A 16,597-nucleotide genomic window follows, 5' to 3' on the forward strand; every position below is an offset into this window, starting at 1 on the left:
CTCAATCACATTATTAATATTCAAAAAATATCCTCCAAAAAAAGGATAGACAACTTCTTATGAAAAAATCCTATTTGATACTGCATTCTGCAGTTTTACTTGCTGGTTTTACTGGCGTTTTCGGAAAACTTATTTCTCTTAACGAAATTACTTTAGTTTGGTATAGAGTATTATTTGCTTCTATTATTCTCTTTTTCATTTTAAAAATTTACAATCTTAAAATGCTAAAATCATTTTCTGAAGCAGTAAAAATTTCTAAAGCTGGAATCTTGATTACCATTCATTGGGTTTTCTTTTATGCCAGCATTAAATATTCTAATATATCAATTGGCGTTGTTTGCTATTGTCTTACCAGTTTTTTTACAGCTTTCTTTGAACCTATTCTCAATAAAAAAAGATTCAATCTAACTCAGGTCTTATTAAGCATGTTAACCTTATTAGGAATAAGCTTGATTTTTCATTTTGATTCTTCTTATCAGCTTGGAATTTTACTCGGAGTAATTTCATCAGCATTTGCTGCCTTGTACACTATTTACAACGAAAGACTTGTACAATTTTATGACAGCAAGCTCATTAATTTTTATCAGATGCTTGGAGGAACTTTAGTTTTAGGGCTTGCTCTTCCGTTTTATTTTTACAATTTTCCAGAACAGGTTTTTATTCCGAACTTAAAAGACATTTTCTATTTACTAATTTTAGCTTCATGCTGTACCGTTGCGCTTTATGTAATGTTTGCAGAATCCCTTAAAAAAATCCCTGCGTTTACCATAAATCTAACATTCAACTTAGAGCCAATTTATTCGATAATATTAGCCTTTTTGTTTTTTAATGAAGGCCAGTCGGTCAATTTCTCTTTTTACATAGGAATAAGTTTGGTTATGACTTCCGTTCTTTTCCAATCTTTAATTTCTATTCGAAAGAAAAACACCATCACAGAGCAAATCTCATAGAATTATAAAAACAAAAAACTCCTTTTACACAAAGGAGTTTTTCTTTTTATTTATTTATTTTTTCAATCATTTAATCCTTTTCCGTCTACAATTCGCGGAATATTTTTTTCTACTCTAGCCTCTCTAGTTTTAGATTGCTTAGGTTGAGAAAAATGGAGTAAATAGGCTCGCTGCCTTCCAGGAGTTAAAGCATAAAAAGCTTTTTTAAAATCAGCATCAGAATTAAATTTATGCTGAAGCTCTTCTGCAATTTCAAAATCGGAAACTTTTTTCAATTCTACTTTTTGTCCCGATTTCTCAATTTCGGCTGCCTCAAAAATATACTTTTTTAGAATTTCTTTTTTAGCTAAAATATCTTGAACATTCGTAAATCGAACTTGACGAGCCGCCTGTACATTATCTGATTGTTGGATCAAGATATTATCAGGATCTTTCATTAAAGTACCTTTGAAAAACAAAAAAGCACAATATTCTTTAAAATAATGAATTAATACAATATTTGCTTTTTCGAAAGTATAACAAGGAGATCCCCATTTCAATTCTTCAGACAAATGACAGTCTAAAACAATTCCCCTCATTTGTTCGATTTCGGCTTTCCATTTTTCAGCTTTTTCGAAATAAAAATCAACTTTAGAGTTTGTACTATGTTTTGTCATGACGAGTTAATTTATAAATATAAATTTAGCATTTTTATATATTTAAATTTCAAAACCTTTAATAATTCCTCTTTTAGATTGACGAACGAAATTTAAAATTTTATCTCGTTCAACCGTTTGCTCAAATTCTTCATTGATTATATCCAAAGCAAATTTTGTATTTCTCTACTCTTGAAATATAATTCTATAAATTGATCGAATCTCGTCAATTTTTCGAGAATTAAATCCTCTCCTCTTTAATCCAACAGAATTTACCCCCGCAAACCTCAAAGGTTCATGCGCAACAACCACATAAGGAGGAACATCTTTAACTACTCGGCTTAAACCACTAATCATAGCATGTTCGCCAATAACCGAAAATTGATGAATTGCAGTTAATCCACTTATATTTACCCAATCCTGAACAATTACTTCACCAGCCACTCCGACACTAAATCCAATAATAGAATTATTACCAATTACACAATCATGCCCAATATGCGCATTAGACATAATCAGATTGGAATTACCAATACAGGTTTTACCTTTTGAGATTGTTCCCCTATTAATAGTCACAAACTCCCTAATTATATTATTATCTCCAATTTCAAGAAGAGTATATTCTCCCTTAAATTTTAAATCCTGAGGTACGCCGCCCAAGACAGCATTAGAATGGATTTGACAATTTTCTCCTATTCTTGATCCACTTAAAATCGTTACATTGTTACCTATCTGCGTATTATTTCCAATTACGACATCTTTCTCAATAGTCACACTATTTCCTATGAAAATGTTATTACCTAGAATAGCATTTTTATCAATAAAAGTTTCTTTCAATTTTTGCATCTTTAGTTAGCTACAAAAGTTGAAAAACCCTAAATATTTTTTATTGATGTAATATCAAATAATTGATGCACGAATTCTGCTCAAAGTTTCCTGACTTACGTCAATTAATGACGCAATGTGCTTCAATTTGGCTTTTTTAATAATTTGCGGAAATGACTCTAAAAGAAATAAATATTTTTTCTCTGCAGTCATTAAACGGAATAAATGATTAAACTCATTTATATTTGAAAGGTAGTATCGAAGTTGCTTAATATGAAATTTTATAAATATGGGATATTCCAATAAAGTCTGTTCATCCGAATAAGATAATGAATATACTAATGTTTCTTCACAGGTTTGAAAATTTTCAAATGAAGGTTTTTGTTCAAAAAAACTACTCATTGAAGTTACAAATTGGTTATCGGTATAAATCCACTTCGTAACTTCTATCCCGTCTTCAATACAAAATCTTCTAATCGCGCCTGATTTAATGAAATAAATTTTATTGCAAACTTTACCCTCTTCAACAATAAACTCTCCTTTATTGAAAGTTTCTTCGAAAAAACTTTCAATAATAGCAAGCTCTGTCTCCGAATCTAATTTCTCAAAACTATTTATAATCTCAATTAACTTTTCCATCCATTTTTATTTCATAATAACCAAATTTAAAACGAATTTAAGAGAAAAGCTAAAACCTAATAACAAACCGTTGTTTTTAATAGATTTTAAGAACTTTAAAGATCTAACGATAATAATTTGAGGTAGCGCCTTTAAGAATAAATATTAACCGAATTAAAACACAAAGAATAACTTCAACAACAAACAATGATATTTTTATGTCGTTTCCCTGCGGGCCGTGCTGTCCGCTGTATCTTTTGCGGAAGAATGTTTATGGGAAAAAGAAGCCCTTCGTGCCCCGCAAAAGGATGCCGCTCCCATCACTAACGCGGCCATCTATTGATAAGCAGCCATTATCAGCCATCAGGCAGTTTTCCCAAAACATATAAAAAACAGAAAACCCCATCCGATTTGGATAGGGTTTTCAAAAGAAAGGCGACGACATACTCTCCCACAAAACTGCAGTACCATCTGCGCAGGCGGGCTTAACTTCTCTGTTCGGGATGGGAAGAGGTGAGCCCCGCCGCAATAACCACCTTAAGGCTATTCGCTGCAAGCAGCTTTTAATCATTAATTACCAATTATAAATTGTTAATTATCAATTAAACAATATTTTAACATACTGAGATAAAGAAACAAACAAGCATTATTTAGAAAGTTTCCTCCCCCCGATTGCTCGGGGGGAAAAGTTTGTGCATAAGCTTACGGATTATTAGTACTACTCGACTATGACATTACTGCCTTTACATCTGTAGCCTATCAACGTGGTCATCTTCCACGATCCTTAAAAGAAATCTCATCTTGTGGTGGGTTTCGCGCTTATATGCTTTCAGCGCTTATCCCTTCCAAACGTAGCTACTCTGCGGTGCCCCTGGCGGGACAACAGATACACTAGAGGTTTGTCCAATTCGGTCCTCTCGTACTAGAATCAGATCCACTCAAATTTCTAACGCCCGCAGTAGATAGAGACCGAACTGTCTCACGACGTTCTGAACCCAGCTCGCGTGCCACTTTAATGGGCGAACAGCCCAACCCTTGGGACCTTCTCCAGCCCCAGGATGTGACGAGCCGACATCGAGGTGCCAAACCCCCCCGTCGATATGAGCTCTTGGGGGAGATCAGCCTGTTATCCCCGGCGTACCTTTTATCCTTTGAGCGATGGCCCTTCCATGCGGAACCACCGGATCACTATGCTCTACTTTCGTACCTGATCGACCTGTATGTCTCTCAGTCAAGCTCCCTTATGCCATTGCACTCTACGCACGGTTACCAAGCGTACTGAGGGAACCTTTAGAAGCCTCCGTTACTCTTTTGGAGGCGACCACCCCAGTCAAACTACCCACCAAGCACTGTCCCCCACATTGCGGGGTTAGGCCTCAGATAAACAAAGGGTTGTATTTCAACAATGACTCCACAACGCCTGGCGACGCCGCTTCATAGTCTCCAACCTATCCTACACATCATTTATCCAAGGTCAATACTAAGCTATAGTAAAGGTGCACAGGGTCTTTTCGTCCCACTGCGGGTAAACGGCATCTTCACCGTTACTACAATTTCACCGAGCTCATGGCTGAGACAGTGTCCAGATCGTTACACCATTCGTGCAGGTCGGAACTTACCCGACAAGGAATTTCGCTACCTTAGGACCGTTATAGTTACGGCCGCCGTTTACTGGGGCTTCAATTCAATGCTTCTCCGAAGATAACATCTCCTCTTAACCTTCCAGCACCGGGCAGGTGTCAGGCCCTATACTTCATCTTACGATTTTGCAGAGCCCTGTGTTTTTGATAAACAGTCGCCTGGACCTCTTCACTGCGGCCAGCATTGCTGCTGGCGACCTTTCTCCCGAAGTTACAGGTCTATTTTGCCTAATTCCTTAGCCATGAATCTCTCGAGCACCTTAGGATTCTCTCCTCAACTACCTGTGTCGGTTTACGGTACTGGTTCTTACTGCCTGAAGTTTAGAGGTTTTTCTTGGAAGCCCTTAGGCGCACTATCTCTTTGTCCGAAGACTCCGAGTACTATCGCATTTCACCAAGATCTCCGGATTTGCCTAGAGACCCTATAGCTAGGTGCTTTAACGAACTATTCCGTCAGTTCGCGGCGCTTTCATCACTCCGTCACCCCATCACAGCAATAAGAAGTACGGGAATATTAACCCGTTGGCCATCGACTGTCCCTTTCGGGTTCGCCTTAGGTCCAGACTAACCCACAGCTGATTAGCATAGCTGTGGAAACCTTAGTTTTTCGGTGTGCGGGTTTCTCGCCCGCATTATCGTTACTTATGCCTACATTTTCTTTTCTGACCGGTCCAGCATACCTTACGATACACCTTCAGCCCTGTCAGAATGCTCCCCTACCACTTGCACATACATGCAAATCCATAGCTTCGGTAATATGCTTATGCCCGATTATTATCCATGCTCGTCCGCTCGACTAGTGAGCTGTTACGCACTCTTTAAATGAATGGCTGCTTCCAAGCCAACATCCTAGCTGTCTGGGCAGACAAACCTCGTTCTTTCAACTTAGCATATATTTGGGGACCTTAGCTGATGGTCTGGGTTCTTTCCCTCTCGGACTTGGACCTTAGCACCCAAGCCCTCACTGTTATCAATCATTATATAGCATTCGGAGTTTGTCAGGAATTGGTAGGCGGTGAAGCCCCCGCATCCAATCAGTAGCTCTACCTCTATATAACTAAAATAACGCTGCACCTAAATGCATTTCGGGGAGTACGAGCTATTTCCGAGTTTGATTGGCCTTTCACCCCTACCCACAGGTCATCCGAAGACTTTTCAACGTCAACCGGTTCGGTCCTCCACTGTGTGTTACCACAGCTTCAACCTGCCCATGGGTAGATCACACGGTTTCGCGTCTAACACTACTGACTAAAGCGCCCTATTCAGACTCGCTTTCGCTGCGGATCCATGGCTTAACCACTTATCCTTGCCAGCAGCGTTAACTCGTAGGCTCATTATGCAAAAGGCACGCCGTCACCCCACGAAAGGGCTCCGACCGCTTGTAAGCGCATGGTTTCAGGATCTATTTCACTCCGTTATTCACGGTTCTTTTCACCTTTCCCTCACGGTACTGGTTCACTATCGGTCTCTCAGGAGTATTTAGCCTTAGCGGATGGTCCCGCCAAATTCAGACAGGGTTTCACGTGCCCCGCCCTACTCAGGATACCGCTATCCATTACATTTGTTGCCCATACGGGGCTGTCACCCTCTGTGGCGCTCCTTTCCAGAAGCTTCCGGTTCCTCATGCATGAAATGTCGCGGTCCTACAACCCCAGCTATGCCGTAACATAACTGGTTTGGGCTAATCCGCGTTCGCTCGCCACTACTTACGGAATCACTTTTGTTTTCTTCTCCTCCGCCTACTTAGATGTTTCAGTTCAGCGGGTTTGCCCACCTATCGGTGTGCTATGTCTTCAACATAGCGGGTTGCCCCATTCGGATATCTGCGGATCAATCTGTGTGTGCCAGTCCCCGCAGCTTTTCGCAGCTTATCACGTCCTTCATCGCCTCTGAGAGCCTAGGCATTCCCCATGCGCCCTTATTTTGCTTATTGCACCAATCTTGTTAATTAAAACAAGACCGTTTTGTTTTGTCTTTTGCAATAAATTGCAAAAAACGCTTTCTACTTTCTTATTATTTTCTTATCTCAATATGTCAATGAACTTTTTCCCGATTTATCGGGACAGTGGAGAATAACGGAGTCGAACCGTTGACCTCCTGCGTGCAAGGCAGGCGCTCTAGCCAGCTGAGCTAATCCCCCAATCTAATTATGAATTGTGAATTATGAATTATGAATGATTATTCATAAGAACTCAACTCTAGAATTTCCTTTTTTTAAGTTAAATAGTAGTCCCGGGCAGACTCGAACTGCCGACCCCTACATTATCAGTGTAGTACTCTAACCAGCTGAGCTACGAGACTCTGTTTTACTTAATTTTATCATTTTTTTTAAATTAACAGCAAGAGCAATACAATCTCAGATTCCAAAACCATAGTCCGGCATCTTATTTCCCCAGCGTGCATTGCTGCTAACACATAGGGCTCTAGAAAGGAGGTGTTCCAGCCGCACCTTCCGGTACGGCTACCTTGTTACGACTTAGCCCTAGTTACCAGTTTTACCCTAGGCAGCTCCTTGCGGTCACCGACTTCAGGCACCCCCAGCTTCCATGGCTTGACGGGCGGTGTGTACAAGGCCCGGGAACGTATTCACCGGATCATGGCTGATATCCGATTACTAGCGATTCCAGCTTCACGGAGTCGAGTTGCAGACTCCGATCCGAACTGTGACCGGCTTTATAGATTCGCTCCTGGTCACCCAGTGGCTGCTCTCTGTACCGGCCATTGTAGCACGTGTGTAGCCCAAGGCGTAAGGGCCGTGATGATTTGACGTCATCCCCACCTTCCTCACAGTTTGCACTGGCAGTCTTGTTAGAGTTCCCGACTTGACTCGCTGGCAACTAACAACAGGGGTTGCGCTCGTTATAGGACTTAACCTGACACCTCACGGCACGAGCTGACGACAACCATGCAGCACCTTGTAAACTGTCTTGCGAAAGATCTGTTTCCAAATCGGTCAGTCTGCATTTAAGCCTTGGTAAGGTTCCTCGCGTATCATCGAATTAAACCACATGCTCCACCGCTTGTGCGGGCCCCCGTCAATTCCTTTGAGTTTCAAACTTGCGTTCGTACTCCCCAGGTGGGATACTTATCACTTTCGCTTAGCCACTGAGATTGCTCCCAACAGCTAGTATCCATCGTTTACGGCGTGGACTACCAGGGTATCTAATCCTGTTCGCTACCCACGCTTTCGTCCATCAGCGTCAATAAATTGGTAGTAACCTGCCTTCGCAATTGGTATTCCATGTAATCTCTAAGCATTTCACCGCTACACTACATATTCTAGTTACTTCCCAATAATTCAAGTCCTGCAGTATCAATGGCCGTTCCACCGTTGAGCGATGGGCTTTCACCACTGACTTACAAGACCGCCTACGGACCCTTTAAACCCAATGATTCCGGATAACGCTTGGATCCTCCGTATTACCGCGGCTGCTGGCACGGAGTTAGCCGATCCTTATTCTCACAGTACCGTCAAGCTCCGACACGTCGGAGTGTTTCTTCCTGTGCAAAAGCAGTTTACAATCCATAGGACCGTCATCCTGCACGCGGCATGGCTGGTTCAGACTTGCGTCCATTGACCAATATTCCTCACTGCTGCCTCCCGTAGGAGTCTGGTCCGTGTCTCAGTACCAGTGTGGGGGATCTCCCTCTCAGGACCCCTACCCATCGTCGCCTTGGTAAGCCGTTACCTTACCAACTAGCTAATGGGACGCATGCTCATCTTTCACCGTTGTGACTTTAATTGCAGGATGATGCCATCCTGTAATGCTATGAGGTATTAATCCAAATTTCTCTGGGCTATCCCTCTGTGAAAGGCAGATTGCATACGCGTTACGCACCCGTGCGCCGGTCTCAAGGCCCGAAAGCCTCTACCCCTCGACTTGCATGTGTTAAGCCTGCCGCTAGCGTTCATCCTGAGCCAGGATCAAACTCTTCATCGTATATTTTAATATTATATAATCGATGCTATTCCTATCGGTTCTTTTCGAATCTTGCGATTCTACTGCTCTTATTCTTTTTGTTCTAACATCTCTGTTAGAACGGCTGTCAATTCAATATGTCTACGAACGTAATTTCTTTGTCTTTCGCTTGTCTCTCAAAGCGGGTGCAAAACTAAAACTTCTTTTTGTTTCCTGCAAGAAAAACTTGAAAAATTTTTGAAGCTTTTTTTTCGCCTCATTTCTTTTGTTTTCCTCCCAGTCTATCAATGAACTTTCCGTGTTTTGCGGGGTGCAAATGTAGAAAGCATTTTCAAATCTCGCAAGCTTTTTCGAATCTTTTTTTTTGAAAATTTCTTTCCGTCCGATTCTCCTTTCCTGCCAGTATTTCGATGAACGCCTTCGCTGTTGCGGGTGCAAAAGTAGAACCTTTTTCCGCTTGCGCAAGCTTTTCCAAAGAGTTTTTTTGATATTTTTTCAATGTTTTTCTTAACATTCTAATAACTGGCGGTTTACAGTTCAAACTTTTCTTAAGGCTTGTAGGGTTTTTCTTAATTACATTGTTCTTTTCATAATAAGTCCTGCCGAAAAACCCCAAGTTTTATAGACTTCACATATTTTTTCAGACTTTAAAAATTACTTACTAATAAACATATAAACTTTCACTAAATAGCAAACATCTAAAAAAGCAATATTTTAACCTCTTATAATTATTTTGCCTGAAATCAAAAAGCCACCAAATGCAACCATTTTCTCCATTATCTAACTTTACAAACTCACCAAAAAACAAAAACCATCTTTTATCAGTATTCAAAAAGATAAAATCGCACAAAAAACAATTTAACTAACCCCTCTAAAAGAAACTCTTTTAGCCAGAACTAAACACAAAGATTCGAAGGCAGAAATAAAAAACATTCAATACTGAAAATCCTAGCATAAAAACAATAATTAAATTTTCAACAAAGAATCATAAATTATAAAAAATCAATTACTCCATAAAATTCATCTGAACCCTTCATTTCAACCATAACAACCTCCTCAATCTCTATTTTTTTTTCATAATCCACATTAACAGAATACAATCGCTACACTACGCAATACAAATACTAATCTATCAAAAATGCACCCACCTATTTTGAACATTAAAACATAACTAAATAGAATACGTTTCTATCCAAAAATTTAAAACAACATCTATTTACAAAGAAATTGCTTCATTCTTTTATATTTTTTACCAGACCAAAATAAAAGTACCTACCCAATACCCAAAATATCTTGACAGAAAGAAAAAGACCAACTTTGTCAGTTCATAATTAAATCTAAAAAGTAAAGATGAAAATTATGGGAAGATCTTCGTCAAAAATCGATTCTAAAAATTAAACAGAATCATTTGAACACCTCACACCTGATCAGGCTATACGTCGTTTTTCTAGAAAAGTTTACCCAAGCTCCACGGAAATACAAACATCAAAAAAGAACACTCCCTTCATTCAGAAGAATCCTGCATAAATAAAAGATTATTAACCAAAATAAATTCAACCCAGAAGTGTCGAGTAAAACCCTAACAATTCACAAAATTACCACGTACATTGTTTTCAAAAAACAACAAATAGTAAATACTTGCCATAATAATTTGAGAATTTCTCCCAGGTCTAGCTGCCTGTTATTTTTTTTTTTGCGAAAAAGGTTTTAGAGCAAGGCTCGACCAAAAGTTTAGCATTTCACAAAATGATACCGCCTCTACCCCTAACGCGATCCCACATAAAAAAGACATCTATTTTCAAAGGCAATTCTAATTCTAAAACTTAAGAATAAAACTCCAAAGATTAAAAACTTGCAAGCTTTATTACTTCTCAAGGACTATAAAATAATTCGCTATGCTCTTTGCAACCACATCCCAATGCAGATCTCAACACAGGTTTGCCTTCTTCATAATTCACAAGAAGAATCATTCCTTTCTTTACGATTAACCTGATAAAGTAAACCATCTAAAAAAACAGAAAACCCCTTCCGATCTATCGGGAGGGATTCTTAAAGGAAGTGCTCTTGCGCAATTTCAATATTTTTCAAAAACAGAAAACCCTATCCGAATTGGATAGGGTTTTCAAAAGAAAGGCGACGACATACTCTCCCACAAAACTGCAGTACCATCTGCGCAGGCGGGCTTAACTTCTCTGTTCGGGATGGGAAGAGGTGAGCCCCGCCGCAATAACCACCTTAAGGCTATTCGCTGCAAGCAGCTTTTAATCATTAATTATCAATTATAAATTGTTAATTATCAATTAAACAATATTTTAACATACTGAGATAAAGAAACAAATAAGCATTATTTTAGAAAGTTTCCTCCCCCCGATTGCCCGGGGGGAAAAGTTTGTGCATAAGCTTACGGATTATTAGTACTACTCGACTATGACATTACTGCCTTTACATCTGTAGCCTATCAACGTGGTCATCTTCCACGATCCTTAAAAGAAATCTCATCTTGTGGTGGGTTTCGCGCTTATATGCTTTCAGCGCTTATCCCTTCCAAACGTAGCTACTCTGCGGTGCCCCTGGCGGGACAACAGATACACTAGAGGTTTGTCCAATTCGGTCCTCTCGTACTAGAATCAGATCCACTCAAATTTCTAACGCCCGCAGTAGATAGAGACCGAACTGTCTCACGACGTTCTGAACCCAGCTCGCGTGCCACTTTAATGGGCGAACAGCCCAACCCTTGGGACCTTCTCCAGCCCCAGGATGTGACGAGCCGACATCGAGGTGCCAAACCCCCCCGTCGATATGAGCTCTTGGGGGAGATCAGCCTGTTATCCCCGGCGTACCTTTTATCCTTTGAGCGATGGCCCTTCCATGCGGAACCACCGGATCACTATGCTCTACTTTCGTACCTGATCGACCTGTATGTCTCTCAGTCAAGCTCCCTTATGCCATTGCACTCTACGCACGGTTACCAAGCGTACTGAGGGAACCTTTAGAAGCCTCCGTTACTCTTTTGGAGGCGACCACCCCAGTCAAACTACCCACCAAGCACTGTCCCCCACATTGCGGGGTTAGGCCTCAGATAAACAAAGGGTTGTATTTCAACAATGACTCCACAACGCCTGGCGACGCCGCTTCATAGTCTCCAACCTATCCTACACATCATTTATCCAAGGTCAATACTAAGCTATAGTAAAGGTGCACAGGGTCTTTTCGTCCCACTGCGGGTAAACGGCATCTTCACCGTTACTACAATTTCACCGAGCTCATGGCTGAGACAGTGTCCAGATCGTTACACCATTCGTGCAGGTCGGAACTTACCCGACAAGGAATTTCGCTACCTTAGGACCGTTATAGTTACGGCCGCCGTTTACTGGGGCTTCAATTCAATGCTTCTCCGAAGATAACATCTCCTCTTAACCTTCCAGCACCGGGCAGGTGTCAGGCCCTATACTTCATCTTACGATTTTGCAGAGCCCTGTGTTTTTGATAAACAGTCGCCTGGACCTCTTCACTGCGGCCAGCATTGCTGCTGGCGACCTTTCTCCCGAAGTTACAGGTCTATTTTGCCTAATTCCTTAGCCATGAATCTCTCGAGCACCTTAGGATTCTCTCCTCAACTACCTGTGTCGGTTTACGGTACTGGTTCTTACTGCCTGAAGTTTAGAGGTTTTTCTTGGAAGCCCTTAGGCGCACTATCTCTTTGTCCGAAGACTCCGAGTACTATCGCATTTCACCAAGATCTCCGGATTTGCCTAGAGACCCTATAGCTAGGTGCTTTAACGAACTATTCCGTCAGTTCGCGGCGCTTTCATCACTCCGTCACCCCATCACAGCAATAAGAAGTACGGGAATATTAACCCGTTGGCCATCGACTGTCCCTTTCGGGTTCGCCTTAGGTCCAGACTAACCCACAGCTGATTAGCATAGCTGTGGAAACCTTAGTTTTTCGGTGTGCGGGTTTCTCGCCCGCATTATCGTTACTTATGCCTACATTTTCTTTTCTGACCGGTCCAGCATACCTTACGATACACCTTCAGCCCTGTCAGAATGCTCCCCTACCACTTGCACATACATGCAAATCCATAGCTTCGGTAATATGCTTATGCCCGATTATTATCCATGCTCGTCCGCTCGACTAGTGAGCTGTTACGCACTCTTTAAATGAATGGCTGCTTCCAAGCCAACATCCTAGCTGTCTGGGCAGACAAACCTCGTTCTTTCAACTTAGCATATATTTGGGGACCTTAGCTGATGGTCTGGGTTCTTTCCCTCTCGGACTTGGACCTTAGCACCCAAGCCCTCACTGTTATCAATCATTATATAGCATTCGGAGTTTGTCAGGAATTGGTAGGCGGTGAAGCCCCCGCATCCAATCAGTAGCTCTACCTCTATATAACTAAAATAACGCTGCACCTAAATGCATTTCGGGGAGTACGAGCTATTTCCGAGTTTGATTGGCCTTTCACCCCTACCCACAGGTCATCCGAAGACTTTTCAACGTCAACCGGTTCGGTCCTCCACTGTGTGTTACCACAGCTTCAACCTGCCCATGGGTAGATCACACGGTTTCGCGTCTAACACTACTGACTAAAGCGCCCTATTCAGACTCGCTTTCGCTGCGGATCCATGGCTTAACCACTTATCCTTGCCAGCAGCGTTAACTCGTAGGCTCATTATGCAAAAGGCACGCCGTCACCCCACGAAAGGGCTCCGACCGCTTGTAAGCGCATGGTTTCAGGATCTATTTCACTCCGTTATTCACGGTTCTTTTCACCTTTCCCTCACGGTACTGGTTCACTATCGGTCTCTCAGGAGTATTTAGCCTTAGCGGATGGTCCCGCCAAATTCAGACAGGGTTTCACGTGCCCCGCCCTACTCAGGATACCGCTATCCATTACATTTGTTGCCCATACGGGGCTGTCACCCTCTGTGGCGCTCCTTTCCAGAAGCTTCCGGTTCCTCATGCATGAAATGTCGCGGTCCTACAACCCCAGCTATGCCGTAACATAACTGGTTTGGGCTAATCCGCGTTCGCTCGCCACTACTTACGGAATCACTTTTGTTTTCTTCTCCTCCGCCTACTTAGATGTTTCAGTTCAGCGGGTTTGCCCACCTATCGGTGTGCTATGTCTTCAACATAGCGGGTTGCCCCATTCGGATATCTGCGGATCAATCTGTGTGTGCCAGTCCCCGCAGCTTTTCGCAGCTTATCACGTCCTTCATCGCCTCTGAGAGCCTAGGCATTCCCCATGCGCCCTTATTTTGCTTATTGCACCAATCTTGTTAATTAAAACAAGACCGTTTTGTTTTGTCTTTTGCAATAAATTGCAAAAAACGCTTTCTACTTTCTTATTATTTTCTTATCTCAATATGTCAATGAACTTTTTCCCGATTTATCGGGACAGTGGAGAATAACGGAGTCGAACCGTTGACCTCCTGCGTGCAAGGCAGGCGCTCTAGCCAGCTGAGCTAATCCCCCAATCTAATTATGAATTGTGAATTATGAATTATGAATGATTATTCATAAGAACTCAACTCTAGAATTTCCTTTTTTAAGTTAAATAGTAGTCCCGGGCAGACTCGAACTGCCGACCCCTACATTATCAGTGTAGTACTCTAACCAGCTGAGCTACGAGACTCTGTTTTACTTAATTTTTATCATTTTTTTAAATTAACAGCAAGAGCAATACAATCTCAGATTCCAAACCTTTAGTCCGGCATCTTATTTCCCCAGCGTGCGTTTCCGCTAACACATAGGGCTCTAGAAAGGAGGTGTTCCAGCCGCACCTTCCGGTACGGCTACCTTGTTACGACTTAGCCCTAGTTACCAGTTTTACCCTAGGCAGCTCCTTGCGGTCACCGACTTCAGGCACCCCCAGCTTCCATGGCTTGACGGGCGGTGTGTACAAGGCCCGGGAACGTATTCACCGGATCATGGCTGATATCCGATTACTAGCGATTCCAGCTTCACGGAGTCGAGTTGCAGACTCCGATCCGAACTGTGACCGGCTTTATAGATTCGCTCCTGGTCACCCAGTGGCTGCTCTCTGTACCGGCCATTGTAGCACGTGTGTAGCCCAAGGCGTAAGGGCCGTGATGATTTGACGTCATCCCCACCTTCCTCACAGTTTGCACTGGCAGTCTTGTTAGAGTTCCCGACTTGACTCGCTGGCAACTAACAACAGGGGTTGCGCTCGTTATAGGACTTAACCTGACACCTCACGGCACGAGCTGACGACAACCATGCAGCACCTTGTAAACTGTCTTGCGAAAGATCTGTTTCCAAATCGGTCAGTCTGCATTTAAGCCTTGGTAAGGTTCCTCGCGTATCATCGAATTAAACCACATGCTCCACCGCTTGTGCGGGCCCCCGTCAATTCCTTTGAGTTTCAAACTTGCGTTCGTACTCCCCAGGTGGGATACTTATCACTTTCGCTTAGCCACTGAGATTGCTCCCAACAGCTAGTATCCATCGTTTACGGCGTGGACTACCAGGGTATCTAATCCTGTTCGCTACCCACGCTTTCGTCCATCAGCGTCAATAAATTGGTAGTAACCTGCCTTCGCAATTGGTATTCCATGTAATCTCTAAGCATTTCACCGCTACACTACATATTCTAGTTACTTCCCAATAATTCAAGTCCTGCAGTATCAATGGCCGTTCCACCGTTGAGCGATGGGCTTTCACCACTGACTTACAAGACCGCCTACGGACCCTTTAAACCCAATGATTCCGGATAACGCTTGGATCCTCCGTATTACCGCGGCTGCTGGCACGGAGTTAGCCGATCCTTATTCTCACAGTACCGTCAAGCTCCGACACGTCGGAGTGTTTCTTCCTGTGCAAAAGCAGTTTACAATCCATAGGACCGTCATCCTGCACGCGGCATGGCTGGTTCAGACTTGCGTCCATTGACCAATATTCCTCACTGCTGCCTCCCGTAGGAGTCTGGTCCGTGTCTCAGTACCAGTGTGGGGGATCTCCCTCTCAGGACCCCTACCCATCGTCGCCTTGGTAAGCCGTTACCTTACCAACTAGCTAATGGGACGCATGCTCATCTTTCACCGTTGTGACTTTAATTGCAGGATGATGCCATCCTGTAATGCTATGAGGTATTAATCCAAATTTCTCTGGGCTATCCCTCTGTGAAAGGCAGATTGCATACGCGTTACGCACCCGTGCGCCGGTCTCAAGGCCCGAAAGCCCCTACCCCTCGACTTGCATGTGTTAAGCCTGCCGCTAGCGTTCATCCTGAGCCAGGATCAAACTCTTCATCGTATATTTTAATATTATATAATCGATGCTATTTCTATCGGTTCTTTTCGAATCTTGCGATTCTACTGCTCTTATTCTTTTGTTCTGAAATCTCTTTCAGAACGGCTGTCAATTCAATATGTCTACGAACGTAATTCCTTTGTCTTTCGCTTGTCTCTCAAAGCGGGTGCAAAACTAAAACTTCTTTTTGTTTCCTGCAAGAAAAATTTAAAGTTTTTTTTGAGATTTTTTCAATCCCGTTTTCTCTAATTTCCCTCCCAATCTCTCAATGAACTTTCCCTGTTTTGCGGGGTGCAAATGTAGAAAGCATTTTCAAATCTCGCAAGCTTTTTCGAATCTTTTTTTTGAAAATTTCTTTTCGTCTGATTCTCCTTTCCTGCCAGTATTTCGATGAACGCCTTCGCTGTTGCGGGTGCAAAAGTAGAACCTTTTTCCGCTTACGCAAGCTTTTCCGATGAGTTTTTTTGATATTTTTTCCATGTTTTTCTTAACATTCTAATAACTCGCCGTTTACAGTTCAAACTTTTCTTAAGGCTTGTAGGGTTTTTCTGCACAGCCCTGCTGTTTTGGCATTTTCCGCCCGTTTCGGCATTCGCTTTTTATGGGGCTTTCAGCCTTTAAGCCCATTTTTTGAAGAAATTCCATGTTTTCAAAAGCAGACATCTTCCGTTTTTAATCCCCCAAAGGCGCAGAGGCGCGAAGCTTTTCCCTCCCTCCCTTCCAAAACCCGCCC

3 protein-coding genes, 4 tRNA genes, 6 rRNA genes and 1 pseudogene are annotated in these 16,597 nt (G+C 42.5%); 1 reads left to right on the forward strand and 13 read right to left on the reverse strand.

Going from position 1 to position 16,597, the window contains the following annotated elements:
* Window positions 1-59: 59 nt before the first annotated feature.
* Window positions 60-950, forward strand: a complete 891-nt coding sequence (locus QLQ95_RS05725; RefSeq protein WP_320495851.1) for a DMT family transporter — start codon at window positions 60-62, stop codon at window positions 948-950.
* Window positions 951-1,012: 62 nt separating this feature from the next.
* On the opposite strand, the gene QLQ95_RS05730 is transcribed toward QLQ95_RS05725, so the two are convergent.
* The 13 genes and pseudogenes from QLQ95_RS05730 to QLQ95_RS05790 all read right to left on the reverse strand — a co-directional run bounded on the left by QLQ95_RS05730 (window position 1,013) and on the right by QLQ95_RS05790 (window position 15,867).
* Entirely contained in the window at window positions 1,013-1,606 is a 594-nt protein-coding gene (locus QLQ95_RS05730; protein WP_320495850.1) for a YdeI/OmpD-associated family protein, read from the reverse strand.
* Between the two features lie 42 nt (window positions 1,607-1,648).
* Window positions 1,649-2,431, reverse strand: a pseudogene (gene lpxA / locus QLQ95_RS05735) (acyl-ACP--UDP-N-acetylglucosamine O-acyltransferase).
* A 54-nt stretch (window positions 2,432-2,485) separates the two neighbouring features.
* The gene (locus QLQ95_RS05740) at window positions 2,486-3,049 is read right to left on the reverse strand and encodes a Crp/Fnr family transcriptional regulator (RefSeq protein ID WP_320495848.1); all 564 of its coding nucleotides are present in this window, start codon (window positions 3,047-3,049) and stop codon (window positions 2,486-2,488) included.
* A 409-nt stretch (window positions 3,050-3,458) separates the two neighbouring features.
* Window positions 3,459-3,568 (reverse strand): 5S ribosomal RNA (rrf, locus tag QLQ95_RS05745).
* A 152-nt stretch (window positions 3,569-3,720) separates the two neighbouring features.
* Window positions 3,721-6,602 (reverse strand): 23S ribosomal RNA (locus QLQ95_RS05750).
* Between the two features lie 132 nt (window positions 6,603-6,734).
* Window positions 6,735-6,808, reverse strand: a tRNA-Ala gene (locus QLQ95_RS05755).
* A gap of 87 nt (window positions 6,809-6,895) precedes the next feature.
* Window positions 6,896-6,969 (reverse strand) — tRNA-Ile (locus QLQ95_RS05760).
* 126 nt (window positions 6,970-7,095) lie between these two features.
* Window positions 7,096-8,609 (reverse strand): 16S ribosomal RNA (locus QLQ95_RS05765).
* The 16S, 23S and 5S rRNA genes sit together here with 2 tRNA genes alongside, the layout of an rRNA operon.
* 2,107 nt (window positions 8,610-10,716) lie before the next feature.
* A 5S ribosomal RNA gene (rrf, locus tag QLQ95_RS05770) occupies window positions 10,717-10,826 on the reverse strand.
* A 153-nt stretch (window positions 10,827-10,979) separates the two neighbouring features.
* Window positions 10,980-13,861, reverse strand: a 23S ribosomal RNA gene (locus QLQ95_RS05775).
* Between the two features lie 132 nt (window positions 13,862-13,993).
* Window positions 13,994-14,067: transfer RNA gene (locus QLQ95_RS05780), tRNA-Ala, on the reverse strand.
* A gap of 86 nt (window positions 14,068-14,153) precedes the next feature.
* Window positions 14,154-14,227, reverse strand: a tRNA-Ile gene (locus QLQ95_RS05785).
* Window positions 14,228-14,353: 126 nt separating this feature from the next.
* Window positions 14,354-15,867 (reverse strand): 16S ribosomal RNA (locus QLQ95_RS05790).
* Between the last annotated feature and the right edge of the window lie 730 nt (window positions 15,868-16,597).

It is taken from the genome of Flavobacterium sp. B330r, assembly GCF_056824325.1.

Excerpts from the sequence above, each read along its gene's own strand:
- QLQ95_RS05725 (WP_320495851.1), top strand. The coding sequence starts at position 60 with ATGAAAAAATCCTATTTGATACTGCATTCTGCAGTTTTACTTGCTGGT.
- QLQ95_RS05730 (WP_320495850.1), bottom strand. The coding sequence starts at position 1,606 with ATGACAAAACATAGTACAAACTCTAAAGTTGATTTTTATTTCGAAAAA.
- QLQ95_RS05740 (WP_320495848.1), bottom strand. The coding sequence starts at position 3,049 with ATGGAAAAGTTAATTGAGATTATAAATAGTTTTGAGAAATTAGATTCG.